Origin of the sequence: Paraburkholderia sp. J69-1 (assembly GCF_905220255.1) — a bacterium.
In the GTDB taxonomy this organism is placed as follows: Bacteria; Pseudomonadota; Gammaproteobacteria; order Burkholderiales; family Burkholderiaceae; genus Paraburkholderia.
This window is the reverse complement of sequence record NZ_CAJMZG010000004.1, coordinates 151,316-178,183: the sequence shown is the minus strand read 5'-3', so window position 1 is coordinate 178,183 and position 26,868 is coordinate 151,316. Positions and strand designations below refer to the sequence as shown.

Here is a 26,868-nt window from a genome sequence, read left to right as displayed (position 1 = left end):
TCGGTGGATGCGGTGAAAAGCGCGCGCCGCGGTCCCGGCGTCAGCGTTTCTTCACGCGATAGACCGCAAGACTACCACGCCAGTTCACACCCCAACGAACGGTCTGGCCCCCGTGCAGCACGGCGCGGTCGAGAATTTCGATGCCCACTTCGGGCGCCAGCGCCTCGAAATCCTTCACCGTGAGCACCCGCACGTTCGGCGTGTTGTGCCACTGGTAAGGCAGCGACTTCGACACCGGCATGCGGCCCTTGAGCACCGAAAGCCGGTGCGGCCAGTAACCGAAATTCGGGAACGAGACGATGCATTCCTTGCCCACGCGCGCGGTCTCGCGCAGGATCGCGGCGGTCTGGTGAATGGTCTGCAGCGTCTGCGAAAGGATCGCGAAATCGAAACTCGCGTCTTCGAACAGGCGCAGGCCGTCTTCCAGATTCTGCTGGATCACGTTGATGCCGTTTTTCGTCGAGGCGAGCACGCCCGCGTCGTTGATCTCGATGCCGTAACCCGTGCACTCCATCTCTTCGCCGAGCAGCGAGAGCAGCGCGCCGTCGCCGCAACCGAGGTCGAGCACGGTCGAGCGCGGCTCGATCCAGCGTGCGATGGTGCGAAAGTCGGGACGTGCGGAAAGACTGTCGAAAGCGCTCTGGTTCATGCGCCCACCTCAGCAGCAATACGTTCGTAATAGGCGCGCACGACGTTGTGATAACGCGCGTCGTCGAGCAGGAAGGCGTCGTGGCCGTGCGGCGCGTCGATCTCGGCGTAAGTCACCTGACGCTTGTGATCGAGCAGCGCCTTCACCAGCTCGCGCGAGCGTGCGGGCGCGAAACGCCAGTCGGTGCTGAAACTCGCCACCAGGTATTTGGCCTTGGTGTGCGCGAGCGCGCGCGTGAGATCGCCGTCGAAATCCTTGGCCGGATCGAAGTAGTCGAGCGCGCGCGTGATCAGCAGATAGGTGTTGGCGTCGAAGTAATCGGCGAACTTGTCGCCCTGGTAGCGCAGATACGACTCCACTTCGAATTCCACGTCGAAATTGAAGTTGTAGGCGGCTTCGGCGCCTTCGGCGCGGCGCAGCGCGCGGCCGAATTTCTCGGCCATGTCGTCGTCGGACAGATAGGTGATGTGGCCGATCATGCGCGCCACGCGCAGGCCGCGTTTGGGCTTGACGTTGTGCGCGTAGTAGTCGCCGCCGTGGAAGTCCGGGTCGGAAAGAATCGACGAACGCGCGACTTCGTTAAAGGCGATGTTCTGCGCCGAAAGCTTCGGCGTGGAGGCGACCACGATGCAGTGGCCGAGCCGGTCGGGATAGCGCAGGCTCCAGGCCAGCGCCTGCATGCCGCCGAGGCTGCCGCCCATCACCGCCGCGAATTTCTCGATGCCGAAGCGGTCGGCCACGCGCGCCTGCGCGTCGACCCAGTCTTCCACGGTCACGACCGGAAACTTCGCGCCCCACGGCTTGCCGGTGGCGGGATCGATGCTCATCGGGCCGGTCGAGCCGAAGCACGAGCCCAGATTGTTCACGCCGATCACGAAGAAGCGGTTGGTGTCGAGCGGCTTGCCCGGCCCGACCATGTTGTCCCACCAGCCGACATCTTTGGGGTTATCCGCGTAGACGCCCGCGACGTGGTGCGACGCGTTGAGCGCGTGACAGACGAGCACCGCGTTGCTGCGCGTGGCATTGAGCGTGCCGTAGGTCTCGACCACGAGGTCGTACCCGGCCAGCGCCGTGCCGTTCTGCAGTTGCAGAGGCTCGTCGAAATGCAGTGTTTGAGGAGCGACGATGCCGATCGATTCCATTCGTTCCGCCTGTGTTTTTCGGGCGGCTAAACGGTGTCGGCGAGCGCGGAGTGCGAATGAGTTGGCGCAGCTGACGACCTCTTTAGCCGCATTTATATCGAACTCCGCCGGACCCATGTCCAGGGAGTTCACGCGCCCGCAATCGAGTCAGCAAATCGGCGCGTGGGTATTGCAAAATGAATGCAGAGTATATCGGAAAAAGTGCAAAGCGGCCGCGCGGGCCGGTTTGAGCGTATTAGCGAGGGATTACGCGAGGATCACGCGAATCTGCTCATCCGCATGTTCGGCGGGCGAGCGCGTGAAGCCGCTTTGCGCATAGCGATGCCAGCAACCGATCACGTAACGCACCATCAGATTCGCGCGCACGGCCGGATCGTAACCGGCGGGCAGGGCGGGCGCGCCGCTTTCGCGGCCTTCGGCGAGGCCCACGCGCAGGCATTGGCGCAGCGAAGCCTCGATCCGGTCGAGCATCTGATTGACGCGCTCGGCGAGGCGTTCGTGCTCGCCCACCAGTGCTTCGCAGGTCAGCACGCGCGTCATGCCGGCGTTCTTGGCGGAAAACTGGATCAGCATCAGCGCGATCGCCCGCGCCTGCAAAACGCCGCCCGGCTCTTTGGCGACGATCTGGTTGATCAGCGCGAACAGCGTCTGCTCGATGAAGTCGATCAGCCCTTCGTACATCTGCGCCTTGCTGGCGAAATGGCGATACAGCGCCGCTTCGGAGACGCCCAGCTTCGCCGCGAGCGCGGCCGTGGTGATCTTCTCGCCGCGCGGCACTTCGAGCATCGACGCGAGCGTCTGCAGGATGTGCACGCGCCGCTCGCCTGGCTTCGGACGGCTGCGGCGCGGCGCGGCTTCAGGTGTTGCGGATGATTCTGCTGCTACGACTGCGTCACGCGTTTCCAACGAATGGCTCGGCTGCATGAATGTCGCCCCTGAGTGCGGCTGGCGGGCCATTGCGTTATCGGGCCGCCGTACCGCTGAGTCCTGCCGTTTATCGTCGCTCTGGGTGCGCTGGGCGCATCCGGCGAATGTCATGTCGTGCTGCGCGCTGCGCCCGTGGTCCGTCGGGCGTCAGGGTTGCGGCCGTTGCCATTGCGCGGGCAGTCGCGCGTCAGACGCGCGGCCGGCCTCGCAGCGGCGTGTGCTGCAGGCCGCGCTGCAAGGATTTTAACGAACGAACGCGGTGATCGACATAGTGCGGCCGGCTGCAGCGCTCCAGATGCGCGGGCAGATGGCCAGTGATCCAGACCGTGCGGATGCCCAGACGCCGGTAGCGCTTCAGATGCCCGTGCGTGTCCTCGACGAGGATGGCGTCCGCGAGCGGCGCGCGCGCCTCGCGCAGCACGGCGCGCAGCATGCCGTGGTCGGGCTTGGCGCGCCAGCGTCCGCGCGTCTGCATGTGCTCGATCGCCACCACGCGCTCGAACAGCTGTTCGATACCCAGTTCCGCGAGCATGGCGCGCGCGTAGGCTTCGGGCGCGTTGGTCAGCACGATCTTGCGGCCCGGCAGCGCCGCGAGCGTGCGTGCGAGACCGCGCTCGGCGTGAACCATGTTGGGCAGATCGGGGAAGGTGTGCACGACCTTCAGAAAGTCGTGCGGATCGATCGGATGATGGCGCGTGAGACCGAGCAGCGCCGCGCCGTAACGCTGCGTGTAGCTGGTGCGCAGATGGTTGGCGGCATCGCGGCTCACGCCCAGTGCATCGATGATGTACTGCGTCATGCCCCGGTTGATGGCCGGGAAGATCGCGCGCGAGGCGCCATGCAGCGTGTTGTCGAGATCGAACAGCCAGATGGGCGTGCGCCGGCCGGGCGCGCTGGCGCCGCGCGAGCCGCGTGCAGCATGCGGGCGACGACGAAGCGGGCGGGAAGTGTCGGATGTGCTGCGGGTCATCGTGCTGCGTTCATCGAATGCAGGCGCGTATGTCGCGCGAAGAGAGAAGCCGGCGGCAGCGTGAAGCCGCCGCCGGTTTGCTGCCGGACCCGTGAAACCGGGCGCAGCAAGTACAGCCTGGTGTGACGCTTAGTGCGAGCGGATCATCGTGCCGAACGGCTGTTCGGTCAGGATTTCCAGCAGCACCGAATGCTCGATACGGCCGTCGATGATGTGCACCGAGCGCACGCCGCTCTTGGCCGCGTCCAGCGCCGACGAGATCTTCGGCAGCATGCCGCCCGAGATCGTGCCGTCTTCGAACAGTGCGTCGATCTCGCGCGCCGAAAGATCGGTCAGCAGGTTGCCTTCCTTGTCCATCACGCCGGGGATGTTCGTCATCATGACGAGCTTTTCGGCGTTCAGCACGACCGCGAGCTTGCCCGCCACGAGGTCGGCGTTGATGTTGTACGACAGGCCGTCTTCGCCGAAACCGATCGGCGAGATCACCGGAATGAACGCGTCGTCCTGCAGCGCCTTCACGACCGCCGGGTTGATCGCGTCGACTTCGCCCACCTGGCCGATGTCGATGTACTGACCCGGGTTGTCGCGGTCCGGCATCATCAGCTTGCGGGCGTGGATCAGGCCGCCGTCCTTGCCGGTCAGGCCGACCGCATGGCCGCCGAAGTGGTTGATCAGCGTGACGATGTCCTGCTGCACTTCGCCGCCGAGCACCCACTCGACGACTTCCATGGTTTCTTCGTCCGTGACGCGCATGCCCTGGATGAAGGTGCCCTGCTTGCCGATCTTCTTCAGCGCCGTGTCGATCTGCGGGCCGCCGCCGTGCACGATGACCGGGTTGATACCCACGAGCTTGAGCAGGATCACGTCGCGCGCGAAGCCCTGCTTCAGACGCTCTTCGGTCATGGCGTTGCCGCCGTATTTGATGACGACGGTCTTACCGTGGTACTGGCGGATGTAGGGCAGCGCTTCGGCCAGGATTTCGGCTTTCAGGGTAGGCGCGATCTGCGAGAGGTCGATGGGCTCGGACATGGCGGCGGGGCTGGACAGGAAAACGGGGCGAAAAACGCCTGAAAAGGCGCGCTGGTAAAAGCGCGGGCGAAACAGGCCGAATTGTACAGGACTAGCGCGCTGCAACAGGGTTTTCGCCAGGTGGCGGCCGGCAGCGATGCAATCCTGCGACAGATGCGCGCGTCATGGCGTAATTGGCGTGCTTTATGCGCGATCTTGCGGCAATTTCCGTGAAAATCTTGCGACAACCCTGCCGATGGCGCGTGAGCGGGGCGTTTGGGCGAAGCTCGCGCTGTGGCATCATTTCTTCATTGCCGCCGCCGGCTTTCCTGGGAGCGCGCCGCCATGACCGCCTCCGCTTCATCCCCGCATGCCGTCCGGCACGCGCGCTGTCCGCGCTGCGGCTGCGCCTTCGACTGCGGCCGCCACACCGAGCCATTCGATTGCTGGTGCAACGCGCTGCCGGCCTTGCCGGCCAACCAGCTCGACCCGCGCGGGCGCTGCATGTGCCCCGAATGTCTCGCCGCGGCGGTGGCGGCGGGCAGCGCGCCGAAGAGCGGCACGCCCCGCTGACGCGCGATGCTCAGGCCGCCCCGGCCCGATGGGCGGCGGCCAGTTTCGCCAGATCGGCGCGCATGTCGTCGAGCACCGGCTCCCATTGCTTGAACTGCTTCTGCCGATACAGCGTGGTGTTCGGATACCACGGGCTGTCGCGGCGATCGAGCAGCCAGACCCAATGCGGATTCACATCCAGCAGCACCCAGGTGCGCTGGCCGAGCGCACCGGCCAGATGCGCGCTCGACGTGCAAACCGAGATCACCAGATCGAGCGCGTCGACAAAAGCGGCGGTGTCGTCGAAATTTTTCCACTCGCGGGTGAAGTCGATCACCTCGAAGCCGGCTTCGCGCGCGGCGGCGACGTCGGCTTCGGCGCCCGGTTGCAGCGAGTAGAACGCCACGTTGTCGAGGCCGCCGAAGTGACGCGCCAGGCGATCCAGGCCAACGCGCCGGAACGGATTGCGCTTGTGCGTGAGGCTGCCGGTCCAGGTCAGACCGACTTTCAGGCGCGTCTCGCCGGCCAGGCGTTCGCGCCAGCGCGCGGTGGCGGCCGGTTCGGAACTCAGATAGCGCGTCGGGCCGGGAATCGTGTCTTCGCGGGTAGCGAAGAACAACGGCAGGCTGACCAGCGAGATCTCGTAATCGAACGGCGGCAGCGCTTCGACAGGGCCGCCCGCGGTGTACTGGTCATAGTGCCCGGCCATGCTGCGAGCGAGCAGGGCGCCCATCTGCGGGAACGAATTCCACAGGAGTTTGCCGCCTTCGCGGCGCACGCGTTCGGCGAGCATCGGGATATAGCGGCTGAACTGCAGCAGATCGCCCATGCCCTGTTCGCCCCACACCAGCAGCGTGCGGCCGGCCAGCGGCTCGCCGCGCCATTCGGGCTTCGGAAACACCGGGCGACCGGCTTTCAGTTCGCTCGAACCTTGCCAGCGCAACTCGTGATCGGCCCAGCCATCGGCGAAGTTGCCGCGCACGAGCTGCGTCATCGCCAGGTTCACGCGTATCGAGGCGTCGTTCGGGGCATACTGGCAGGCGGTACGGGCCGCGCGCTCGGCTTCCGCCCAGTTCTGCGCCTCCCGGTTGGCCATCGAGTAGTTGTTGAGCGCCAGCGGATTGTGAGGTGCCAGCGCAATGGCCCGGCGGCTCGCTTCGAGTGGCCGCGCGACATCGGTTTCGTCGGCACGCACGCGGCCGAGATTGGTCAAGGTGTTGACGTCATCGGGGTCCTGCGCGAGCTGTTCGTCGAGCAGTGAGTTGGCTTCGTCGGCGTTCGAATTGATCTGCATCAAGGCGGTCGCAAGATTGTTGCGCAGATTTGGAAACGTTCGATCGATTTCGAGTGCGCGGCGGTAAGGTGCTACGGCGTCGGCATGGCGATTCGTGAATTGCAGGGCCAGGCCAGCGGCGAACCACGTGGCGGCGCGCCCGGGTTCGAGCCGGGCGGCGGCGGCGCTCAGGCGAACCGCTTCGTTCGCCAATTCGGGCTGCTGGGCGCGTGAGGCGAGCACCATCAGCGTATCGTCGTCGAGCCCGCGCAGCGCGGCGCGCGTGGCGTACAGCAAGCTGTCGACCGACGACATATCGCCGCAGGCGGCATCAACGAAATCGAAAAAGAGATCACGCAGCGTTTGAGTGGGATCGGGCGTAAAGGTAGTCATCTTCTGCTTGCCATGTCGGAAAAAGCCGCCGTTTCAGTCATCGGCGTATGACAGATATTGAAGCAAACCTTTTCAAGACGATGAATCAGACAAGTCCGAACAGGTAAACTGACGCCATGCATCGCATAACTGTCAGTGCCCGCGTCAATCTTAGCCATGTGTTCTGGCTGCGCAGCCTCGCCATCATCGGCCAGCTGTGCACGATTGCGTTCGTGCAATTCTTCTTCGGCGTGCAATTGCCGCTGCCCGCCATGCTGTTCGTGATCGCGCTCGAAGTCGCGTTCAACGGCGTGACCTGGCTGCGTGTCACGCAGGATCGTCCCGAATCCGATCTCGAACTGTTCGGTCAACTATGGGTCGATCTGGGCGCGCTTTCGGCGCTGCTGTTTCTCTCGGGCGGCACGACCAATCCGTTCGTTTCGCTTTATCTGCCGTCGCTCGCCATCGCGGCCGCCGTGCTGCCGTGGTATCTCACGGCCTGGCTCGCGTGCTTTGCGGTGGTCTGCTACGTGCTGCTCGGTTTCGACAACGTTCCGCTCAGTCTCGACAATCCCGCCAACCTGTTCGATTACTACCGCGCAGGCATGTGGGTGAACTTCATGGTGAGCGTCGCGCTCATCGTATGGTTCGTGGCGCGCATGTCGCGCGCGCTGCGCGAGCGCGAAAGCGCGCTTGCGGATGCGCAGCAGCGCCTGTTGCGCGACGAACGCGCGGTGGCGCTCGGCGTGCAGGCGGCCACCGTGGCGCACGAAATCGGCACACCGCTGTCCAGCATCGCCATGCTGACGGAAGAACTGCGCGACATCGCCCGCAGCGACAAAGGCCTCGAACCGTATTCCGCCGACCTCGAACTGCTCGACAAACAGATCACGCTTTGCACGTCCGCGCTGGCGCGCCTGCGTAGCCGGGCGTCGTCCACGGGCAGCCGTCAGGCCGTGAGCGAATGGCTCGAGCCGTTTGTCGAGCAGTGGCGTCTGCGCCATCCGCATGTGCATTTCGAACTGCTTGGCAATACGCCTTCCGACCTGTGCCTGGACGATACCGTGGCGGTCGGGCAGATCCTCACGATCCTGCTCGACAACGCCGCGCGCGCGAGCCGCGACTTTGTGACGCTACGCGCCGCGTCGCTTCCGGGGTATATCGATTTCGAGGTTTGCGATGCGGGGCCGGGCATTCCGCCGTCGCTGCGCGCCTCGCTGGGCGCGGCGCCGGTGGACAGCACGCAGGGCGGCCATGGCGTGGGACTGTATCTGGCGTTTTCGTCGGCGGCGCGTCTGGGCGGGTCGATCGATCTCGCCGATGTCTCGGCCAGCGCTTCGGCCAGCCGTGGCGCGGACGAATCGGCCGTCAACGCCCGCCCGCGCAAGGCGCGTGGCACGCGTGCGGTGCTGCGCGTGCCGGTCAGCGAAGGCGTGGTGGCGGGTGAGGCGAGCGTGGCTGCGGGCTCGCGCGACGGCGCGGCAGCGGCGCATCAAGGGCATTAATCTGGGTTCAGGCGAGGCCTGGCGCGATCAACGCGGCCGGCCCCGACCCGAACGATACGGAACATCGGTGCAACACGGAGAAAGTGGCATGAGCGATATGAATTTTCTGGTGATCGACGACGACGAAGTCTTCTCCGACATCCTCGCGCGCGGTCTGACGCGACGCGGTTACCAGGTCCAGCAGGCGCACAACGCCGAAGAAGCAATCCGCTTCGCCAATCAGCAGAAGTTCGGGCAGATCACCGTCGACCTGCATCTGGGCAACGACTCGGGCCTCACGCTGATCGCGCCGCTGCGCGATCTGCAGCCCGACGCCCGCATGCTCGTGCTGACCGGCTACGCGAGCATCGCCACGGCGGTGCAGGCGGTCAAGGACGGCGCGGATAACTATCTGGCCAAGCCTGCCAACGTCGAAATGATCCTCACGGCGCTACAAGGCGACGCCAGCGCGCTGCAGGCGGATGCCGCCATCGAGCATCCCGCGCCGCTGTCGGTTGCGCGTCTCGAATGGGAGCACATCCAGCGCGTGCTGTCCGAGCACGGCGGCAATATTTCGGCCACGGCGCGCGCGCTCAACATGCATCGCCGCACGCTGCAGCGCAAGCTCGCGAAGCGCCCGGTCAAGCAATAAGCGTTTTCGAAGCGGTATCGCAATGAAAAAAGCCCTGCATTTGCAGGGCTTTTTGCTGGTGCAGCGAGAAAACGCCGGGCGCGCTTACAGCACGGCTTACAGCACGTAGCGCGACAGATCCTCGTCCTGCGAGACTTCGCCAAGCGCCTTGTCGACATAAGCCGCATCGACGGTCACGCTCTGGCCGGCATGATTGCCCGCCGCGAACGACACATCTTCCAGCAGCTTTTCGATCACCGTATAAAGACGACGCGCGCCGATATTCTCGGTCTTCTCGTTGACCGAGTAGGCGATTTCCGCGAGGCGGCGAATGCCGTCTTCGGCGAAATCGAGCTGCACGTCTTCGGTCGCGAGCAGCGCCTGATACTGCTTGACGAGGCTTGCGTCGGTGGAGACCAGAATTGCTTCGAAGTCCTTGACAGACAGCGATTCCAGTTCCACGCGGATCGGGAAACGGCCCTGCAGTTCGGGAATCAGATCGCTCGGCTTCGCGAGATGGAAGGCACCGCTGGCGATGAACAGGATGTGATCGGTCTTGATCATCCCGTACTTCGTGTTGATGGTGGTGCCTTCCACGAGCGGCAGCAGATCGCGCTGCACGCCCTGGCGCGACACTTCGCCGCCGCCTGCGCCTTCGTTATTGCGCGAGGCGATCTTGTCGATTTCATCGAGGAACACGATGCCGTTCTGCTCGACGTTCTGCACGGCCTTCTGCTTGACCTCTTCGTCGTTGAGCATCTTGGCCGCTTCCTCGTCGGTCAGCAGCTTGAGCGCTTCCTTGACCTTCACCTTGCGGCGCGCCTTCTTGCCGCCGCCCAGATTGGCGAACATCGAGCGGATCTGCTCGGTCATGTCTTCCATGCCCGGAGGACCCATGATGTCCATGCCGGCTTGCGGCATTTCGACGTCGAGTTCGATTTCCTTGTCGTCGAGCTGGCCTTCGCGCAGACGCTTGCGGAAGGTCTGGCGCGTGGCGTTATCGCCTTCGGCAGGCGCCGCTTCCGACGGGCTGAAACCGACCGGGCGCGCGCCCGGCAGCAGGATGTCGAGAATGCGGTCTTCGGCCTGATCGGTGGCCTTGCTGCGCACTTTGCGCATTTCCGTTTCGCGCGTCTGTTTCACCGAAATTTCGATGAGATCGCGCACGATGCTGTCGACGTCGCGGCCCACGTAGCCCACTTCGGTGAACTTGGTGGCTTCGATCTTGATGAACGGCGCGTCGGCGAGCTTGGCCAGACGGCGGGCGATTTCGGTCTTGCCGACGCCCGTCGGTCCGATCATGAGGATGTTCTTCGGCGTGATTTCCTGGCGCAGTGGCTCGGCCACCTGCTGACGGCGCCAGCGGTTGCGCAGCGCGACAGCCACGGCCTTTTTGGCCTTGGCCTGGCCGATGATGTGCTTGTCGAGTTCCGAGACGATCTCGGCGGGAGTCATGGTGCTCATCGTGATTCCTTGTCGTCCTGGTGGGTTACTCGATGGTTTCGATCACGCGGTTGTGATTCGTGTAGATACACATGTCGCCCGCGATTTCGAGCGACTTTTCGACGATCTCGCGCGGCGAGAGGTCGGTGTTGTCGACGAGCGCTTTTGCGGCCGCCTGGGCGTACGAGCCGCCCGAACCGATCGCGCAGATGCCGCCTTCGGGATCGAGCACGTCGCCGTTACCGGTGATGACGAGCGTGGTGGTGGCGTCGGCGGCGATCAGCATCGCTTCGAGACGGCGCAGCATGCGGTCGGTGCGCCAGTCCTTGGCGAGCTCGACGGCTGCGCGAGTGAGATTGCCCTGATGTTTTTCGAGCTTGGCTTCGAAGCGGTCGAGCAGCGAAAACGCGTCGGCAGTGCCGCCGGCGAAGCCGACCATGACCTTGCCGCCGTAGATGCGCCGCACCTTCTTCGCGCCGCCCTTCATGACGATATTGCCGAGGGTGACCTGGCCGTCGCCGCCGAGGGCGACCTTGTCGCCGCGCCGCACGGATACGATCGTCGTGCCGTGAAATTGCTCCATGTGCGTTCCTTTTACCGTTGATGCCAGGTAGAGACTGGCGCGGCTGCGGAGGTCATTTCCGCGTTGCCGCGCCATCGGGATTCGGTACGCGCCGCGCGTGCCTGGCGAATGGGCTTCGGACTTGCACAAAGCCGTGCATCAGGACGCGCTGGCGGGCGTGTCGATAGAAGTTTAGGGCGGCGGCGGGCACTTCAAGAGTGCGCGGCGCAGAAAACGGGATAAGCGCGCTGAATACGCCGAAGAGGCGTGCGACGCGGGCGGGAGCGGGATGCGTATTGGCGCACGCGGGCGGCACGCGCAAATAAAAAAGCGCACGGGGCTCCGTGCGCTTCTTCGAGAAGGCAGTCGATCCGGCAAGCGCTCACGGGGTACGTGGCGCAGCCGGCAGCCGGTCAGTCGCCGAACAGCTTCTGGCGCAGTTCGCGGCGCTCTTGCGCTTCGAGCGAGAGCGTAGCGGTCGGGCGGGCGAGCAGACGCGGAATGCCGATCGGCTCACCGGTTTCTTCGCACCAGCCGTAATCGCCCGATTCGATGCGCGCGATCGATTGCTGCACCTTCTTCAGGAGCTTGCGCTCGCGGTCGCGCGTGCGCAGTTCGAGCGCATGCTCTTCCTCGATCGTTGCGCGGTCGGCCGGATCGGGCACGATCACCGTTTCACGCAGGTTCTCGGTGGTCTGTCCCGCATTGCGGAGAATTTCCGCCTGCAGCTGTTCGAGCCGGTTCTTGAAGAAGGCGAGCTGATCCTCGTTCATGTAATCCTTGTCGCTCATCTTCAGGATTTCGGCTTCGGTCAAGAGTCGTGTCGTCGTCATCTGGCTTGCTTCTTCAATGAGTGAGGCAAAACTGGCACAGTTTGCCTGCACTTTTGTGTTGCCCGCAGTGGCCTTTACCACCCAAAACCGCGTTTTTGCGCGCGCTTTTTCGCGCCAAGGTGCGCACCGGCTGGCACGGACGGTGAATTGTCGTGACGCCTGAGCGCCGCTGCGGGGCCGAACTCCTCTGGAAACCGTGGTTCAGATGCTCCTGAGGCATATTTCGTACCGGCTGCGCGCTGCGACGCGATGCGCGGCCGGGGGCGATTGTTGCCCGAAATAGCCGGAAACCGATATTGGGAGACTCCGGGGCGCCTCTCTTCCAGTGGGGCCGTATTGTAACCGAACCGCAAACTCGCGCCGCAAGCGGGAAATCCCTGCGTTCGCAGCTTCGTCTTACGATCGATATCCAGAAAATATAACGCGCCAATCGTGAAAAAGCGATGGTCGGGTACGTTATTTGATGCGCGACGCACGGAAAGACGCAATTGCACGCATTGCAAGGCCGATAAATGCCGTTAAAAACGACAACGCCCGGCGTGAAAGCCGGGCGTGCAAACATCAAAGCGACATCAAACTGGTCTGATACGCGGATTTAGCGTTTCAGACGCGCCTTAAACCAGGCAGGCGTCGAGACCGTCGGTGATGAGATCCTTCGGCAGATCGATGCCGATGAACACCATCTTGCTGTTCTTCTTTTCGATCGGCAGCCACTTGGCGGCCAGATCGCTGCCCATCATCTGGTGCACGCCCTGGAACACGACCTTGCGGTCGACGCCCTTCATGTAGAGCACGCCCTTGTAGCGCAGCAGGTGCTCGCCGTAGATCTGCAGGATGCCGCCGAGGAAGTCTTCGAGGCGGTTCGGATCGAACGGGCGGTCGCTGCGATAGACGAACGACTTGATCTTGTCGTCGTGGTGCGCGTGATGGTGGTGATGGCCGTGATCGTGGCCTTCGTGCGAGCACTTGCCGTGGTCGTGATCGCAATCGGCGTGATCGGCGTGGTCATGCGCGTGGCCGTGATCGTCGTGTGCGTGCGCGTGATCATGCGCGTGCTCGTGATCGTCTTCGGCGAGGAAGTCCGGATCGATTTCGAGCTTGGCGTTCAGATTGAAGCCGCGCAGATCGAACACTTCCTTGATGTCCGTTTCGCCGAAGTTCACTTCGCGCACCTGCGCCTTCGGATTCATGTGCAGGACGCGGTGACGCAGATCGGCGACTTCCTTCGCATCGACCAGATCGGCCTTCGTGACGAAGATGCGATCGGCGAAACCGACCTGACGCTGCACGACTTCGTGTTCGTCGAGCTGCTTGTTGCCGTGCTTGGCGTCGACCAGCGTGATGATCGCGTCGAGCAGGAAGGTGTCGGCGATCTCGTTGTCCATGAAGAACGTCTGCGCGACCGGGCCCGGATTCGCGAGGCCGGTCGTTTCGATCACGACGCGCTCGAAGTCGAGCTTGCCGTCGCGCTTTTGCTGCGCGAGGTCGCCCAGCACGCGTGCGAGGTCGCCGCGGATCGTGCAGCAGATGCAGCCGTTGCTCATCTGGATGATCTGCTCGTTGCTGTCCTGCACGAGAATTTCGTTGTCGATGTTCTCTTCGCCGAACTCGTTCTCGATCACGGCGATCTTCATGCCGTGGTTCTCGTTGAGGATGCGCTTGAGCAGCGTGGTCTTGCCGCTGCCGAGGAAGCCGGTCAGGATGGTGACGGGAATCATGCTGTTTGCCATGCTCTGTGCCTGATGAGTGTCGGGTGAGGACGCGGCGCGTCGCGCGGTCTGCGCGCTCTGTCGCCAGTGTTACAACATAACTATCTATTGAATCATATCTGCGGCGCACACGCAGGAGTGGCGACGATCCGGGGCCGGATCGCGGCATGTCCGCGTGCGCGAATCAAGCGCAGATAGGGCCGTTTCAGGCGATTTGCAACAGCAGGCCCTTGAGGTATTCGCCTTCCGGGAACGCCGTGAGCAGTGGATGATCGACGCCCGCGCCCAGCCGCTTGATGATGCGCGCATCGACTTTCGCATCGGCGGCCGCGCCCGCGACGATCTTCTGGAACAGTTCCGCGTCGATCGCGCCCGAGCACGAGTAGGTGAACAGCAGACCGCCCGGACGCAGCAGCTTGAAACCGGTCAGATTGATGTCCTTATAGGCGCGCGAGGCGCGATCCACGTGCTCGCGCGAAGCGGCGAACTTGGGCGGATCGAGCACGACCAGATCGAAACGCTCGCCTTCTTCGTGCAGACGGCGCAGCGTCTTGAAGGCGTCGGCGTCGAGCCAGGTGGCGCGGTCGGCGTCGAAGCCGTTGGCCTGCACGTTCTTCTGCGCGGTGTTCAGCGCTTCGCCCGACGAGTCGATCGACACCACGCGCTTCGCGCCGCCCTTCATCGCCGCGAGCGAGAAGCCGCCCGTGTAGCAGAAGCAGTTGAGCACGTCGCGGCCATCGGCGTAGGTCTGCACCAGCGCGCGGTTGTCGCGCTGATCGACGTAGAAGCCGGTCTTGTGGCCCTTGCGCACGTCGACGTGATAACGCACGCCGTTTTCGCTCGCGATGATGGTTTCGGGCGGCTCGTCGCCGGCCAGCAGACCGGTGATGGGCTCCAGGCCTTCCTTTTCGCGGATCGACACGTCCGAGCGCTCGTAGACGTTCGGGCAGCCCGTGGCCTGCGTCAGCGCGTTGACGATGGCCTCTTTCCACGCTTCCACGCCTGCCGCCATGAACTGGCAGACCAGCTGGCCGCGCGCGTTCTGCGCGACGTCTTCCGTGTACCAGTCGACGATCAGGCCGGGCAGGCCGTCCGCTTCGCCGAAGATCAGACGCACGGCGCCCGTGTTGCGCACCATCGCCTGACGATGCGCGAGTGCGCGCTGCACGCGGCGCTTGAAGAACGCGTGATCGATGGGTTCGTTTTCGTCGAAGCTCCAGACGCGTGCGCGGATCTGCGAATGCGGGCTGTACGCGGCGCGCGCGAGGAAGCGGCCGTCGTGCGCGCGCACGATCACCGTGGCGCCGGAAGCGGGCTTGCCGTCGACGCGATCGATCGCGTTGGCGTAGACCCACGGATGGCGGCGCAGCAGGGATTTTTCTTTCGACGGCTTGAGTGTGACGATGTTCATGATGGATGTGATGCCAATGATGCGGCGTCGTCCAGATGGCTGCGCATGCGAGCGCTGGACGCGCTGAAAACGGTGGATGCGCGGCGAAGCTTTGTCGGCTTGTGGGCCTGCTTATGGGCTTGCTACGTCCGTGCGTATGTGTCTGCTTACGAGCCCGATTCGTCGCGCTTCTTCGCGCGTGGATGCGCGTTGTCGTACACCTTCGCAAGATGCTGGAAATCGAGCGACGTGTACACCTGCGTCGCCGCGATGCTGGCGTGGCCGAGCAGTTCCTGCACGGCCCGCAGATCGCCGCTCGACTGCAGCAGATGCGTGGCGAACGAGTGCCGCAACACGTGCGGATGGACGTTCGCCGGAATCCCGGCCACCAGCGCGGCGCGCTTCACGCGCTCGCGCACGACGCCGGGCGCCATGCGATTGCCGCGCACGGAGAGAAACAGCGGGGCGTCGTCGTGCTTGACCCAGGCGTCGCGCACGGCGAGCCAGGCGTCGATCGCATCGAGCGCCTTGCGCCCGACCGGCACGAGGCGATGGCGATCGCCCTTGCCGTGCACTTCGACTTCGGCGGCATCGCGCTTGAGCCAGCCCGCCGATTCATAGCCGTCGCGCCGCACGTAGCGCACGTCGAGACCCACGAGTTCGGCCAGCCGCAGCCCCGACGAATAGAACAGTTCCAGCATCGCGTGGTCGCGCAGCGCTTCCAGGCTGCCGGCGGCGGCTTCGCTTGCGGCGCCGGGCGCCTCCATGAGACGCGTGGCGTCATCGACGGAAAGCGCTTTGGGCAGCGTCTTCGCGCGCTTGGGCGCGCGCACCGCGGCGACCGGATTGGCGTCGAGTTCGATGCGGCCCGCGAGCCAGCGATAAAACGCGCGCCACGCCGAAAGCCGGTGCGCGATCGAGCGCGCCGACAGACCGCCCGCGTGCGCACGCGCCACGGCGCCGCGCACCTCGGCGGGCGTGACCCGTTCGAGCGGCCGGCCGTTGGCGAGCTTCTTCAGCTCGTCGAGTTCGTGCGCGTAGCCGCGCAGCGTGTGCGCCGAGAGCCGGCGCACGTGCTCGAGCGTGTCGAGGTAATCGGCGATCGGATCGGTCGGGTTCACGGTGGCGGCTTCGGTACGGTTAAAAACAGCTTCGATGCAACATCAATGCGGCAGCAGACGGGCCAGCGCGCCACTGGCGAGCGTGCCGATCTGGCGCAGGAAATCGGTGCCCATGCCGTCATGGAAGCGGCGCGGATCGGGCGAGCCCATCACGAGCAGACCGAACGGCTCGCCGCTCGGGTCGCGCTCTTCATCGCTCACGCGCTTGCGCAGCGTGATGATTGCAACGGATTGCGGCTCGCCTTCGGCGCCGTCGAGCCATTGCGCGGCTTCGAAGCCGGTGTTCGCGCCGCAATACGGCGTCTCCAGGCTGGCCGCGAACAGGCGCACTTCTTCGCCCGTGTGCTTCGCGAAACTCGCCTGCGCGTGGGTTTCGGCGACATCCCACAGACGCAGCGCCGATTGCGGCACGTCGAATTCCTCGCGCAGACGCTCGGCGATCATGCGCGGCAACGCGTGCGGATCGCGCTCGGCGAGCACGAGCGAGGTCCAGTGGACCATCTTCGCGGCGATGCTGTCGTTCTCGTGGCCGTAGCGCAGCAGCTCGGACAGACGCAGTTCCAGGTGTTTGTTCTTCTCGCGCAGCATCTCCATCTGGCGCTCCTGGAGCGACACGGCAGCCTTGCCGTGCGGATTGCCCAGTTTGAGCGAGACCAGCAGTTCGGCGTGCTCGACGAAGAAGTTAGGGTTGGCAAGCAGATAATCGGCGACTTCGCGATCGGTCATGTTGTTAGCACGTCAATAAGCGCGTTCGGTCAGGAAGCAGCGCGCGGTTGCGCGCCGGATGAGGCGATATATCGTGACACGCCACGATTGCATCCAGATGCATGCCGATGCAATCGCGACGCGGAAGGTCTTGCGTAGTGCTGGGTCCTGCAATGCTGCGCGCGGATGTCGAAGCGCGGGTTTCATCGGCGCTTCGACAGGAATGCCTTAAGCCTTAGTCCTGAAGCTCGATCTCGCCCTGGAACACGGTCGTGGCCGGGCCTGCCATGCTCAGCGCGGCGTTTTCGTCGCGTGCGCCGTCCCAGGCGATCGTGAGCATGCCGCCGTGCGTATGCACCTTCACCGGCGAATCGAGCAGACCGCGGCGAATGCCCGCGGCCACCGCCGCGCACGCGCCCGTGCCGCACGCGAGCGTTTCGCCCGCGCCGCGTTCGAACACGCGCAGCTTCACCTCATTGCGCGACACGATCTGCATGAAGCCCGCGTTCACCTTGTTCGGGAAGCGCGCGTGCTTCTCGATCACGGGACCGTCTTCGAGCACCGCAAAAGCTTCGGTATCGTCGACGATCTGCACGGCATGCGGATTGCCCATCGACACCGCCGAAATCCAGCGCGTCTGACCGTTGATGTCGAGCGGCCAGAGCGTGTCGTTGCCTTCGCGGCGGCCGTCGAGGCCGTTTGCATCGAATGGCACCTGTGCCGGTTCGAACACCGGGCTGCCCATGTCGACCACGACTTCGCCGTTGTCCTGCATGACGAGCGTGAGCACGCCCTTCTGGACCTGCACGCGCACGCTGCGCGCATCGGTGAGCTTGTGGTCGCGCACGAATTTGACGAAGCAACGTGCGCCGTTGCCGCAATGCTCGACCTCGCCGCCGTCGCAATTGAAGATGCGATAGCGGAAATCGACGCCGTCGATGGTCGGCTTTTCGACCACCAGCAACTGATCCGCGCCAACGCCGAAATGGCGGTCGGCGAGCGCGCGCACGCGTTCGGGCGTGAGCGTAAGCGACTGGGTATAGCCGTCGAGCACGACAAAGTCGTTGCCCGCGCCGTGCATCTTGGTGAATTTCAGCTTCACGATTTGCTTCTGTTCCTTGCTGCGAGAGGATTCGTGGCGAATAGCGAATGATACACGGTGGCCCGGCGCCGGTAGCGGGCATCGAAAACGGCCGGCAAGCAAAAAGCCGCCCGCAGGCGGCTTTTCACGTCGACGCGCAGCCGGTCAATACACGCTCGCCTCACCCTCAGGCCGCGTCTTGAACCGCTTATGCACCCAGTAATACTGCTCGGGAATGCGCGGAATCTGCTCTTCGAGAAACGCGTTCATGCGACGCGCGTCGAGTTCATCGTCGCCGGTCGGATAGTTTTCCCAAGGTTTGAAGACTTTCAGCCGATAACCCTTGTAATTGGGCAGCACCTCGCCGATGAACGGCACGACCTGCGCATGACCGACTTTCGCGAGCCGCCCGACCGCCGTCAGCGTACAGGCCTGCACGCCGAAGAAGGGTACGAAGGTGGAGTTGCGCATGCCGTAGTCCATATCCGCGCCGAGCATCACGGGCTTTTTGTCGCGCAGCCAGCGCAGCACGGCGCGCGCGCTGTCCGCGCGGCTGACCATTTCGGCGCCGAAGCGGCTGCGGCCGGCCTTCGCGGCGGCTTCGAATTCGGGGTTCGAAAACGGCTGATACAGCGATCCGCACGGACGATGCAGCGAGTAGTTCAGGAACATTGACCCCGCTTCGATCCCCACGAAATGCAGGCCGAGGAACAGCGTCGGCGGCAGATTGGGATCGGTCAGGTCGATTTCGCTGTCGAGCTGGACGAGCTTTTCGAGCTTCTTCGCCGAGCCGAACCACTGCACGCTGCGCTCCATATAGCTGCGGATCGCCTGGCGGAAATGCAGGCCAGCGACTTCCTCGCGCTTTTCCTCGCTCCATTCGGGGAAGCACAGGCGCAGGTTGGTATGGACGACGCGCTTGCGGCGGCTTGGAATCTGGTACAGCAGCCAGCCCAGCCCGTCTCCCAGACGAGCGACGAAACCATAGGGTAGGATCGCAAATAGTTTCAGCAGACCAATGGCGAAACGTGAGCCGAGTTTGCCTAGCATGCGGCGACTCCCGTGACGTGCCAGGTAGCAGTGGAGAAAACGATTGACAACACGCGGTGTGACTCTGCGACAAATTAGGGAAGTCGCTATAATACGGGCTTCGCCGAGTTAACTGACAACTTGCGGGGCGAAGCCGGTTCGCCATGTATCGCGCCACGGAGCTAAGTGTGCGGTCATGACCAACTGGACCAGGAAATCCGCTAAAGCGTCGCCGCTTCAAAGCTCCCGAAGCTGGCTACGTGAAATTAACCGTCACCAGCTACAAGGAGCCTTACACGTGGCAAACGACTATTTCTTCACTTCCGAATCGGTTTCGGAAGGCCATCCGGACAAGGTCGCCGACCAGATCTCGGACGCAATCCTCGACGCCATCCTCACGCAGGACAAATACTCGCGCGTTGCAGCGGAAACGCTGTGCAACACGGGTCTCGTCGTCCTCGCCGGTGAAATCACCACGACCGCCAACGTCGACTACATCCAGGTCGCGCGCGACACGATCAAGCGCATCGGCTACGACAACACCGACTACGGCATCGACTACCGCGGCTGCGCGGTGCTCGTCGCTTACGACAAGCAATCGCCGGACATCGCTCAAGGCGTCGACCGCGCGCACGACAACAACCTCGATCAAGGCGCTGGCGACCAGGGCCTGATGTTCGGTTATGCGTGCGACGAAACGCCCGAACTGATGCCGCTGCCGATCCACCTTTCGCACCGCCTGGTCGAGCGCCAGTCGAACCTGCGCCGTGACGGCCGTCTGCCCTGGCTGCGCCCGGACGCGAAGTCGCAGGTCACCGTGCGTTACGTCGACGGCAAGCCGCACGCGATCGACACGGTCGTGCTCTCGACGCAGCACTCGCCGGACATCGATCTGGCCACGCTGCGCGAAGCCGTCATCGAAGAAGTCATCAAGCCGGTGCTGCCGGCCGACCTCATCAAGGGCGACATCAAGTTCCTCGTCAATCCGACCGGTCGCTTCGTGATCGGCGGCCCGCAGGGCGATTGCGGTCTCACCGGCCGCAAGATCATCGTCGATACGTACGGCGGCGCAGCCCCGCACGGCGGCGGTGCGTTCTCGGGCAAGGACCCGTCGAAGGTCGACCGTTCGGCCGCTTACGCGGGCCGTTACGTGGCGAAGAACATCGTCGCCGCCGGTCTGGCATCGCGCTGCCTGATCCAGGTTTCGTACGCCATTGGCGTGGCCGAGCCGACTTCGGTGATGGTCAACACGTTCGGCACGGGCAAGGTTTCGGACGCCACCATCACGAAGCTCGTGCGCGAGCATTTCGACCTGCGTCCGAAGGGCATCATCCAGATGCTCGACCTGCTGCGTCCGATCTACGAAAAGACCGCTGCTTACGGCCACTTCGGCCGCGAAGAGCCGGAATTCTCGTGGGAAGCGACCGATAAGGCGCTCGCGCTGGCCGAAGCGGCCGGCACGGAGCCGGTTGGCGCGCTCGCTTAAGCCGCGAAGCACGCTGCGCGAAGGCTGGTTTGACGCCAGCTTTCCCGTTCATCGTCGCGCAAAGAAAAACCCCGCAGGGCGCAAGCCCGGGCGGGGTTTTTTGTTATGCGGTGCGGCGTGGCATGCCGCCGCGCTTTAACGCGTCGTTTAGCGCATCGCGAAGCCGAACCAGCCTTCGCTGCTGGGCGTGTTACGGCGCGGCCGGCGCGCGTTGCGGGCCGTATGCACGGTCGACGGCGCAGCCAGCGCGCGCAGCGTCGCATTCGGCCGATACAGCAGCGTGCGCAGCGAGAAGTGGCGCGAACCGGCGCGCTGGCGCAGCACCGAGAAGAACGTGTGGAACCACGTGCGCATGTTGTCGACCGGATGCGCTGCGCGGACCTGTTGAGCGATTGCGCGCGTGCGCGCGGCATGGTGGCGCAGGGCGCGCACGACATGGCGGCGGGCGGGGCGCGCCGCTTTCAGGGCAGCATGGCTCATGCGACGGGTATCGGAAAGGGTATTCATGGTGTGGGCAGTGTCGGATTCGGTACGAAGTTCGAAGCGCGCCATGAGCGGCGCATCGATTCGAGCAGGTGTGCGTGCGGTGCGTGCCCTATCCACAGCACCAAACGTGCCTATTTTTAGCGTGGTCACAATAAAGGGAAACGCAGGGCTGGCCGGCTGGTGTGCGCAGGGCGGGAGAGGGCGCGCCGGGATGAACCTGAAAGGGCCGCGGCCCCGGTGGGCCAAGGCTCGACGGCGGTTCGTCCGCGCGATAGATGTTCTTTGTGGAAAAACAGCATGCGGGCAGACTACACGCGAATCATGACGCCCGAAAGTCGGTTAATACCCGCCCCCGCCGGTTCCCCGCGCGTTCTTGATGCATGTCATCGCGCCCTTAGTCGCCATGCCGGTGCGGTGCTGCTTCATCGATGTGCGTCGATGTGAGCATCGATGCGTGCGCGCGCCGCTTCCTGCCGCGTGCGCGCGCTCTTACAATCGAGCGGACGGCGCGCTTCTAGTGCATCAACGCATCGAGCGCGGCGCCGCAGCCGCGGTCCGGATGGCCGCGGTCTTTGCAGGCCTCGAATAACGGAAGTCTCATGTCAGTCCAGTCAAAGAAGGAACAGGTGCAGGCGCTGCACGAGCGCGGTTTCGTGGTCGTGCCGGGGCTCGTTTCGCCCGAGCGGTGCGACGAGATCAAGCGCGTGGCGCAGGAGCAGTTGGAGGCGGCCGTGGCGCCGCTCGAATTCGAAGCCGATCTGCGATATCCCGGCGCGCCCGATTCGAAGGACGCGCCCGGCGGCCATACGGTGCGGCGTCTGCTCGACGCGCATGGGCGTCATCCGCTGTTCCGCGAGTGGGCGACGTCGCCCGAGATCGCGGGCTGGATGGAGCTGTATTTCGGCGAGGAGCCGGTGCTTTCGCGCGTGCATCACAACTGCATGATGACCAAGCACCCCGCCTACGGCAGCCTGACCGGCTGGCATCGCGATGTGCGCTACTGGTCGTTCGAGCGCGACGATCTGGTTTCGGTGTGGCTCGCGCTTGGGCCGGAAACCATCGAGAACGGCGGCCTGTGGTTCGTGCCGGGCTCGCATACGGCGCCGTTCACGTCGGGCAGCTTCGACAGCGCGAAGTTTTTCCGCTCCGATCTGCCGGACAACCAGGCATGGATCGACAAGGCGACATCGCCCACGCTGCAAAAGGGCGATGTCGTGTTTTTCCACTGCAATACGCTGCACTCGGCGGGGCAGAACCAGAGCGACGACGTGAAGTTCTCGCTCGTCTACACCTACCACGGCGCGAGCAACGTGCCGCTGCCGGGCACGCGCTCGGCTTCGCTGCCCGAGGTCAAGCTGCTCTGAAGCCAGGCTCGATGACGCCCGGCGTTGCCGGGTGTCGCCTGGTGTCGCCCGGTGTCGTCTTGAAGGGCGTCGGCTTAACGCCGGCGTCCCGATACCACCAGACCGGTCAGGCCGGCGACCGTTGCAGCCGCGCCAGCCACGATCAGGATCATCGTGCGGTCGGTGGGCGCGCCGGTGACGATGCGCGAAACGTCGTTCGAGAACGAGTGAAACGACTGACCGCCGAAGTAAAGCAGCGCGACGCCGCAGGCGATCAGCGCGAACGAAAGCGCTTTGACCATAAAGACTCCATGCAAGGGACGGACGCCGCAGTGTAGGTGAGCGCGGCGGCAACGTCCATTGTCCTGTCCCACATGATGGACATCTGCAAGGAGCGCGCGGATCGGCTAGCATGGCAAGCCGCGTGGTGCGCCATATCCCGCTATTTGGGGCGTTTATGGCGCTATTGCTGCGTTATTCGCGCAATATGCGCAGGCTTTGCGCGCCGCCGCCGGACTTTCTGAAACCAGTTCTCGTTCGAGGATTCAAGATGGCCTACGAAGCAGCTGCTGAACGCTATTCGGAGATGCAATACCGCTTTTGCGGCAAGTCGGGACTCAAGTTGCCGGCACTGTCGCTCGGCCTGTGGCACAACTTCGGCGACACCACGCCGATTTCGACGCAGCGTGAAATCCTGCGCACGGCCTTCGACCTCGGCATCACGCACTTCGATCTCGCCAACAATTACGGGCCGCCCTACGGCAGCGCGGAAACCAACTTCGGCCGTATTTTCAAGGACGATTTCCGCCCGTACCGCGACGAACTGCTGATCTCGTCGAAGGCAGGCTGGGACATGTGGCCGGGTCCGTACGGTCAGGGCGGCGGCTCGCGCAAGTATGTGCTCGCGAGCCTCGACCAGAGCCTGCAGCGCATGGGTCTCGATTACGTCGATATCTTCTATTCGCATCGTTTCGATGCGGAAACGCCGCTGGAAGAAACCGCGGGCGCGCTTGCCACGGCCGTGCAGCAGGGCAAGGCGCTGTATGTGGGCATTTCGTCGTACTCGGCGCAGAAGACGCGCGAAATGGCGAAGCTGCTGGCTGAGTACAAGGTGCCGCTGCTGATCCATCAGCCGTCGTACAACCTGCTCAACCGCTGGATCGAGCATGACCTGCTCGATACGCTCGAAGACATCGGCACGGGCAGCATCGCTTTCACGCCGCTCGCGCAAGGTCTGCTCACCAACAAGTATCTGAACGGCGTGCCCGAAGATGCGCGCGTGAATCGTCCGGGCGGCGGCTCGCTTAAGAGCGAGCATCTGAGCCCGGAAAACATCGAGCACGTGCGCAAGCTCAACGAACTCGCCCAGCGTCGCGGCCAGAGCCTCGCGCAGATGGCGATTGCGTGGACGCTGCGCGGCGGCCGCGTGACGTCGGCGCTGATCGGCGCGAGCCGTGCGGAGCAGGTGCGCGAGAACGTCGCGGCGCTGAAGAACCTCGAATTCTCGGCGGAAGAACTCGCCGAAATCGATCGCTTCGCGACCGAAGGCGGCATCAATCTGTGGGAAAAGCCGTCGACCGATCAGGCAATCTGACGCGCTGATGCGCGTTCGCGTGCAAGGTATGGAAACCGCTTCGCCTCGCGCGAGGCGGTTTTTTTTCGTCGATGCAGAGCGTGCTTTGCACGCGTTCGCGCGGTCGTAATGCGCTGCAAGACGCGCGCCTTCTCGCTGTCACGCGGCGCTGCTATTTTCGCGGCAGTCTTTGCCGCGAGGTATGCCGATGGAGTCTACGAGCGCCGTTCGTCCTGTGTCCGCCGAGGTCGATGCGACCCATGCGGTCAATGCGGAGCCACTTGCCGCGCGGCCAGCCACGGCGGCGTTGCGGCGCGCGATTCCGGTGCGCGCGAACGTCGCGCTGATCGGCGTAACCGGGCTGGTGCTGGTTTATCAGCTAGTCGGCTTGCCCTTGCTGCTGCATGCCGCAGGCGGCCCAACGCTAGCGCTGCTGGCGACGCTCGTGCCGGTCGTGCTGGCGACGCCCGCGCACTGGGGTTTGATTCACGAAGGCATCCACGGTCAATTGCTGCGTTCGCGCCGCGCCAATGAAGCGTTCGCGCGGCTGCTGGCGATTGGACTGGCGATGCCGTTCGACGCGGTACGTTTCGGACACCTGATGCATCACCGCTTCACGCGCGAAGCCTTCGATCGTCCCGATGTCGACGATGCGCACGGTCCGCGCTGGATGCGCCGCATCGCCTGGTATGTGCGTCTGCTCGGCGGTCTTTATGTGGCGGAACTGCTCGCGCCGCTGCTGGCGTTCGTGCCGGTGCGCCTCGCGCGCACGGTGATCGAGCGCGGTGTGGCCGCGCAGGGCGAAGAAGGCGCGCAGGTGCAGCGTCTTTTCTCGAACCACGTGCAGGACCCTACGAAACGCCGCCGCGCGCGGCGCGACTGGCTCGGTTCGATCGTGCTTTATGCAGGCGCTTTCGCGCTGTACGGGAAGGCCTGGCCGGTGCTCGTGCTGGCGATGTATCTGCGCGGTTTGTGGCTGTCGCTGGCGGATAACCTGCCGCATTACGGCGTCGCGCTCGACGAACCGGGGCGTGCGCGCGATTTTCGCGTGCCGCGCGTGGTTGGCTTGATGCTGATGAATCACCATCTGCATCGGCAACATCATCTGTATCCGACCTTGCCGTGGACCGTGTTGCCGGATCTCGCCGAAGCCGCGGCCGCTACCGGCGCGCCAAAGCGCGAAGCCTACTGGCGCGCGGCGCTACGGCAGTTGCGCGGTTTGCAGCCGGGCGTTGGGGTGCGTTAGACGCATACAGGATCACCCGCGCCCTGAAGGGCGCGTGCGGTAAAACATGGACGGATAAAGCGCCGGATCGTTACTTCAACGCGTTACATCAACGCAGGCAGCGTTTCGACTAGCGCGACCGCCGCGAGCGCTCCGATCAACGCGCCGATGATCCGCAACGAGTTATGTCTGAATTCGGTCGAGCAGGGCACGGCTCCCAGAAAAAGCGCGCCTGCAAGGGCCATCGGGATGATCATCACGAAGTCGCCGATCGTGAAATAACCTGACATGCTCGTCTCCTTGTCATTAGGGGCCGGCGAGTGTCCTTCCTGCCGCGATAACGTCGCGCGCGACGCGGCAGCTTCGGCCCTGAATCGAGTATAGGTGAGGGCTGCAAACGTGGAGGCACGCAGACGTGCTGCTGTGTTGTCTGCGCCTCGCTGCGTGGCCCCGCCTGGCGGGACTTTGCGCCGCCGTGCCGGGTGCGCTGCAACACGCTTGCGCCACATCTTCAAGGTTACGAACAGCTTTCGTCAGTCGGTTCCGGCGATGCGTTCTGCGTGGCGCCGGCTGTGTCCGGCTGTGTCCAGGTGACGCGTCGGATCAGGCCGCGCCGGCCCGCTCGCGTTTGCGCAGCAGACTCGCGCCAGCCAGGCCCAGCACGAGCAACGCGGCCACGAGACCCGCCACGCCGCCCCAGCCAAACGCGGCCCAGAAGTGACCGCCGACCGAACCCATGATGCTCGAACCCAGGTAGTAGCTCAGCAAATAGAGTGCCGCCGCCTGGCCTTTCGCTTCGCGCGCGAGGCGTCCGACCCAGCCGCTCGCCACCGAATGGCCCGCGAAAAAGCCGATCGTCAGAAACGCGATGCCCGCCGCAATCGCGCCGATCGGCGCGAACATCGTGAGCACGACGCCGATCAGCATCAGCGCAAGACTGACGATCAGCACGCGGCCGCGCCCGAAGGTATCGGCCATGCGGCCCGACCACGGCGACGCGACCACGCCGGTCAGATACACGAGAAAGATCGCGCCGATCGCCGCCTGGCTCATGTTGTAGGGCGGCGCGATCAGCCGGTAGCCGATGTAGTTGTAGAGCGTGACGAAGCTGCCCATCAGCACGAAGCCCAGCGAAAACAGCACGGGCAGGCCGGGCCGCGCGAGATGGCGCAGCAGCGCCGCGCGATGATGCGCGAAGCCCAGGCCGCTCTTCGGCACGAAATGGCGCGAGGGTGGCAAAAGCGAGCGGAACGCGAACATCGACGCGAGCCCCAGCACGCCGATCACGGCAACCGCCACGCGCCAGCCGAACAGGTCGGTGCAGATGCCGGTGATGACCCGCCCGGCCATCCCGCCGATGGCGGTGCCGCCCACGTACAGGCCCATGGAAAGGCCGAGGCCTTCGGGGTGCATCTCTTCGGCGAGCCAGGCCATGGCGACGGCGGGCACGCCGCCCAGCGCGATGCCTTCGAGCATGCGCAGCACCAGCAGCGTGTTCCAGTGCGGCACGAACGCCACCGCGAGGGTGAGCAGCGAAGACGCCGTGAGCGACGCTGTCATCATCGTGCGGCGGCTCCAGCCTTCGGAGACGAAGCCCGCCACGAAGATCGCGCAGGCCAGCGCGGCCGTGCTGAACGACAGCGAGAGGCTGCTTTGCGCGGGGCTCACGCCGAAGGTCTGCGAGAACGCGGGCAACAGCGGCTGCACGCAATAAAGCAGCGAAAACGTGGCATAGCCCGCGAACAGCAGCGCGAGACTCGCGCGCCAGAACTCACGCGTGCCGCGCTCGATATACGGAATGGCCGAAGGGGCGGCCTTGCTGCCGGCGCCCGATGATGCAGTCACGACATGGACTCCTTAGTGAAAAGCTGGCG

General features: G+C 64.4%; 26 protein-coding genes. 7 read left to right on the top strand and 19 right to left on the bottom strand.

Annotated elements, in window-relative coordinates; translation table 11 throughout:
• Nucleotides 1-40: 40 nt before the first annotated feature.
• The 5 genes from metW to argB all read right to left on the bottom strand — a co-directional run bounded on the left by metW (nucleotide 41) and on the right by argB (nucleotide 4,717).
• Nucleotides 41-649: a methionine biosynthesis protein MetW gene (gene metW / locus U5A67_RS09080; RefSeq protein WP_205983080.1), complete on the bottom strand. Its 609-nt coding sequence runs from the start codon at nucleotides 647-649 to the stop codon at nucleotides 41-43.
• Complete coding sequence (gene metX / locus U5A67_RS09075; RefSeq protein WP_205983079.1) at nucleotides 646-1,791, bottom strand: homoserine O-succinyltransferase MetX; 1,146 nt, start codon at nucleotides 1,789-1,791, stop codon at nucleotides 646-648. The genes metW and metX overlap by 4 nt, the downstream gene beginning before the upstream one ends.
• Nucleotides 1,792-2,037: 246 nt before the next feature.
• Complete coding sequence (gene slmA / locus U5A67_RS09070; RefSeq protein WP_205983078.1) at nucleotides 2,038-2,715, bottom strand: nucleoid occlusion factor SlmA; 678 nt, start codon at nucleotides 2,713-2,715, stop codon at nucleotides 2,038-2,040.
• A gap of 190 nt (nucleotides 2,716-2,905) precedes the next feature.
• Nucleotides 2,906-3,688 (bottom strand): pyrimidine 5'-nucleotidase, encoded by a 783-nt coding sequence (locus tag U5A67_RS09065; RefSeq protein ID WP_321813774.1) that lies wholly within the window; start codon nucleotides 3,686-3,688, stop codon nucleotides 2,906-2,908.
• A 129-nt stretch (nucleotides 3,689-3,817) separates the two neighbouring features.
• Complete coding sequence (gene argB, locus U5A67_RS09060) at nucleotides 3,818-4,717, bottom strand: acetylglutamate kinase (protein ID WP_205983076.1); 900 nt, start codon at nucleotides 4,715-4,717, stop codon at nucleotides 3,818-3,820.
• 324 nt (nucleotides 4,718-5,041) lie between these two features.
• Here argB and U5A67_RS09055 point away from each other — a divergent pair, with 324 nt between their 5' ends.
• Entirely contained in the window at nucleotides 5,042-5,269 is a 228-nt protein-coding gene (locus tag U5A67_RS09055) for a cysteine-rich CWC family protein (RefSeq protein WP_321813773.1), read from the top strand.
• Between the two features lie 10 nt (nucleotides 5,270-5,279).
• Here U5A67_RS09055 and U5A67_RS09050 read toward each other — a convergent pair whose 3' ends face one another.
• Nucleotides 5,280-6,914 (bottom strand): hypothetical protein, encoded by a 1,635-nt coding sequence (locus U5A67_RS09050; protein ID WP_321813772.1) that lies wholly within the window; start codon nucleotides 6,912-6,914, stop codon nucleotides 5,280-5,282.
• A gap of 116 nt (nucleotides 6,915-7,030) precedes the next feature.
• On the opposite strand from U5A67_RS09050, the gene U5A67_RS09045 reads away from it, so the two are divergent.
• Both U5A67_RS09045 and U5A67_RS09040 read left to right on the top strand, forming a co-directional pair.
• Nucleotides 7,031-8,398: an ATP-binding protein gene (locus U5A67_RS09045; RefSeq protein WP_321813771.1), complete on the top strand. Its 1,368-nt coding sequence runs from the start codon at nucleotides 7,031-7,033 to the stop codon at nucleotides 8,396-8,398.
• Nucleotides 8,399-8,486: 88 nt separating this feature from the next.
• On the top strand, nucleotides 8,487-9,029 hold the full coding sequence (locus U5A67_RS09040; RefSeq protein WP_205983071.1) for a response regulator transcription factor: 543 nt from the start codon (nucleotides 8,487-8,489) through the stop codon (nucleotides 9,027-9,029).
• 96 nt (nucleotides 9,030-9,125) lie between these two features.
• Here U5A67_RS09040 and hslU read toward each other — a convergent pair whose 3' ends face one another.
• The 9 genes from hslU to U5A67_RS08995 form a co-directional block, all read right to left on the bottom strand.
• Nucleotides 9,126-10,472, bottom strand: a complete 1,347-nt coding sequence (gene hslU, locus U5A67_RS09035; protein ID WP_205983069.1) for an ATP-dependent protease ATPase subunit HslU — start codon at nucleotides 10,470-10,472, stop codon at nucleotides 9,126-9,128.
• Nucleotides 10,473-10,497: 25 nt separating this feature from the next.
• A complete protein-coding gene (gene hslV / locus U5A67_RS09030) occupies nucleotides 10,498-11,034 on the bottom strand; it encodes an ATP-dependent protease subunit HslV (RefSeq protein ID WP_103702740.1) in 537 nt (178 codons plus the stop codon).
• A 392-nt stretch (nucleotides 11,035-11,426) separates the two neighbouring features.
• Nucleotides 11,427-11,846 carry an RNA polymerase-binding protein DksA gene (gene dksA / locus U5A67_RS09025; RefSeq protein WP_205983067.1) on the bottom strand — a complete coding sequence of 140 codons (420 nt, stop codon included), beginning with the start codon at nucleotides 11,844-11,846 and terminating at the stop codon, nucleotides 11,427-11,429.
• A 614-nt stretch (nucleotides 11,847-12,460) separates the two neighbouring features.
• A complete protein-coding gene (locus tag U5A67_RS09020) occupies nucleotides 12,461-13,564 on the bottom strand; it encodes a CobW family GTP-binding protein (RefSeq protein WP_205983247.1) in 1,104 nt (367 codons plus the stop codon).
• 196 nt (nucleotides 13,565-13,760) lie between these two features.
• The gene (locus U5A67_RS09015; protein ID WP_205983063.1) at nucleotides 13,761-14,966 is read right to left on the bottom strand and encodes a class I SAM-dependent rRNA methyltransferase; all 1,206 of its coding nucleotides are present in this window, start codon (nucleotides 14,964-14,966) and stop codon (nucleotides 13,761-13,763) included.
• Nucleotides 14,967-15,112: 146 nt separating this feature from the next.
• On the bottom strand, nucleotides 15,113-16,066 hold the full coding sequence (gene xerC / locus U5A67_RS09010) for a tyrosine recombinase XerC (RefSeq protein ID WP_205983060.1): 954 nt from the start codon (nucleotides 16,064-16,066) through the stop codon (nucleotides 15,113-15,115).
• Nucleotides 16,067-16,108: 42 nt separating this feature from the next.
• Complete coding sequence (locus tag U5A67_RS09005; protein WP_205983059.1) at nucleotides 16,109-16,792, bottom strand: DUF484 family protein; 684 nt, start codon at nucleotides 16,790-16,792, stop codon at nucleotides 16,109-16,111.
• Between the two features lie 214 nt (nucleotides 16,793-17,006).
• The gene (gene dapF, locus U5A67_RS09000) at nucleotides 17,007-17,873 is read right to left on the bottom strand and encodes a diaminopimelate epimerase (RefSeq protein WP_321813770.1); all 867 of its coding nucleotides are present in this window, start codon (nucleotides 17,871-17,873) and stop codon (nucleotides 17,007-17,009) included.
• A gap of 144 nt (nucleotides 17,874-18,017) precedes the next feature.
• Nucleotides 18,018-18,902, bottom strand: coding sequence for a lipid A biosynthesis lauroyl acyltransferase (locus U5A67_RS08995; protein WP_205983057.1), 885 nt, complete (start codon nucleotides 18,900-18,902; stop codon nucleotides 18,018-18,020).
• 277 nt (nucleotides 18,903-19,179) lie between these two features.
• Between U5A67_RS08995 and metK the strand changes: the two genes are divergently transcribed.
• Nucleotides 19,180-20,367: a methionine adenosyltransferase gene (gene metK, locus U5A67_RS08990; RefSeq protein ID WP_205983055.1), complete on the top strand. Its 1,188-nt coding sequence runs from the start codon at nucleotides 19,180-19,182 to the stop codon at nucleotides 20,365-20,367.
• Between the two features lie 147 nt (nucleotides 20,368-20,514).
• Here metK and U5A67_RS08985 read toward each other — a convergent pair whose 3' ends face one another.
• Nucleotides 20,515-20,874 carry a hypothetical protein gene (locus tag U5A67_RS08985; RefSeq protein WP_205983053.1) on the bottom strand — a complete coding sequence of 120 codons (360 nt, stop codon included), beginning with the start codon at nucleotides 20,872-20,874 and terminating at the stop codon, nucleotides 20,515-20,517.
• Between the two features lie 578 nt (nucleotides 20,875-21,452).
• On the opposite strand from U5A67_RS08985, the gene U5A67_RS08980 reads away from it, so the two are divergent.
• A complete protein-coding gene (locus tag U5A67_RS08980) occupies nucleotides 21,453-22,217 on the top strand; it encodes a phytanoyl-CoA dioxygenase family protein (protein ID WP_205983052.1) in 765 nt (254 codons plus the stop codon).
• 74 nt (nucleotides 22,218-22,291) lie between these two features.
• Here U5A67_RS08980 and U5A67_RS08975 read toward each other — a convergent pair whose 3' ends face one another.
• A complete protein-coding gene (locus U5A67_RS08975; protein ID WP_167063978.1) occupies nucleotides 22,292-22,498 on the bottom strand; it encodes a DUF3185 family protein in 207 nt (68 codons plus the stop codon).
• A gap of 248 nt (nucleotides 22,499-22,746) precedes the next feature.
• On the opposite strand from U5A67_RS08975, the gene mgrA reads away from it, so the two are divergent.
• Both mgrA and U5A67_RS08965 read left to right on the top strand, forming a co-directional pair.
• Nucleotides 22,747-23,790, top strand: coding sequence for an L-glyceraldehyde 3-phosphate reductase (mgrA, locus tag U5A67_RS08970; protein ID WP_321813768.1), 1,044 nt, complete (start codon nucleotides 22,747-22,749; stop codon nucleotides 23,788-23,790).
• Between the two features lie 187 nt (nucleotides 23,791-23,977).
• On the top strand, nucleotides 23,978-25,015 hold the full coding sequence (locus U5A67_RS08965; RefSeq protein ID WP_321813767.1) for a fatty acid desaturase: 1,038 nt from the start codon (nucleotides 23,978-23,980) through the stop codon (nucleotides 25,013-25,015).
• 83 nt (nucleotides 25,016-25,098) lie between these two features.
• On the opposite strand, the gene U5A67_RS08960 is transcribed toward U5A67_RS08965, so the two are convergent.
• Together U5A67_RS08960 and U5A67_RS08955 are read right to left on the bottom strand one after the other, a co-directional pair.
• Nucleotides 25,099-25,284, bottom strand: coding sequence for a hypothetical protein (locus tag U5A67_RS08960; protein ID WP_205983048.1), 186 nt, complete (start codon nucleotides 25,282-25,284; stop codon nucleotides 25,099-25,101).
• Nucleotides 25,285-25,597: 313 nt separating this feature from the next.
• A complete protein-coding gene (locus tag U5A67_RS08955; protein ID WP_321813766.1) occupies nucleotides 25,598-26,839 on the bottom strand; it encodes an MFS transporter in 1,242 nt (413 codons plus the stop codon).
• Nucleotides 26,840-26,868 lie beyond the last annotated feature (29 nt).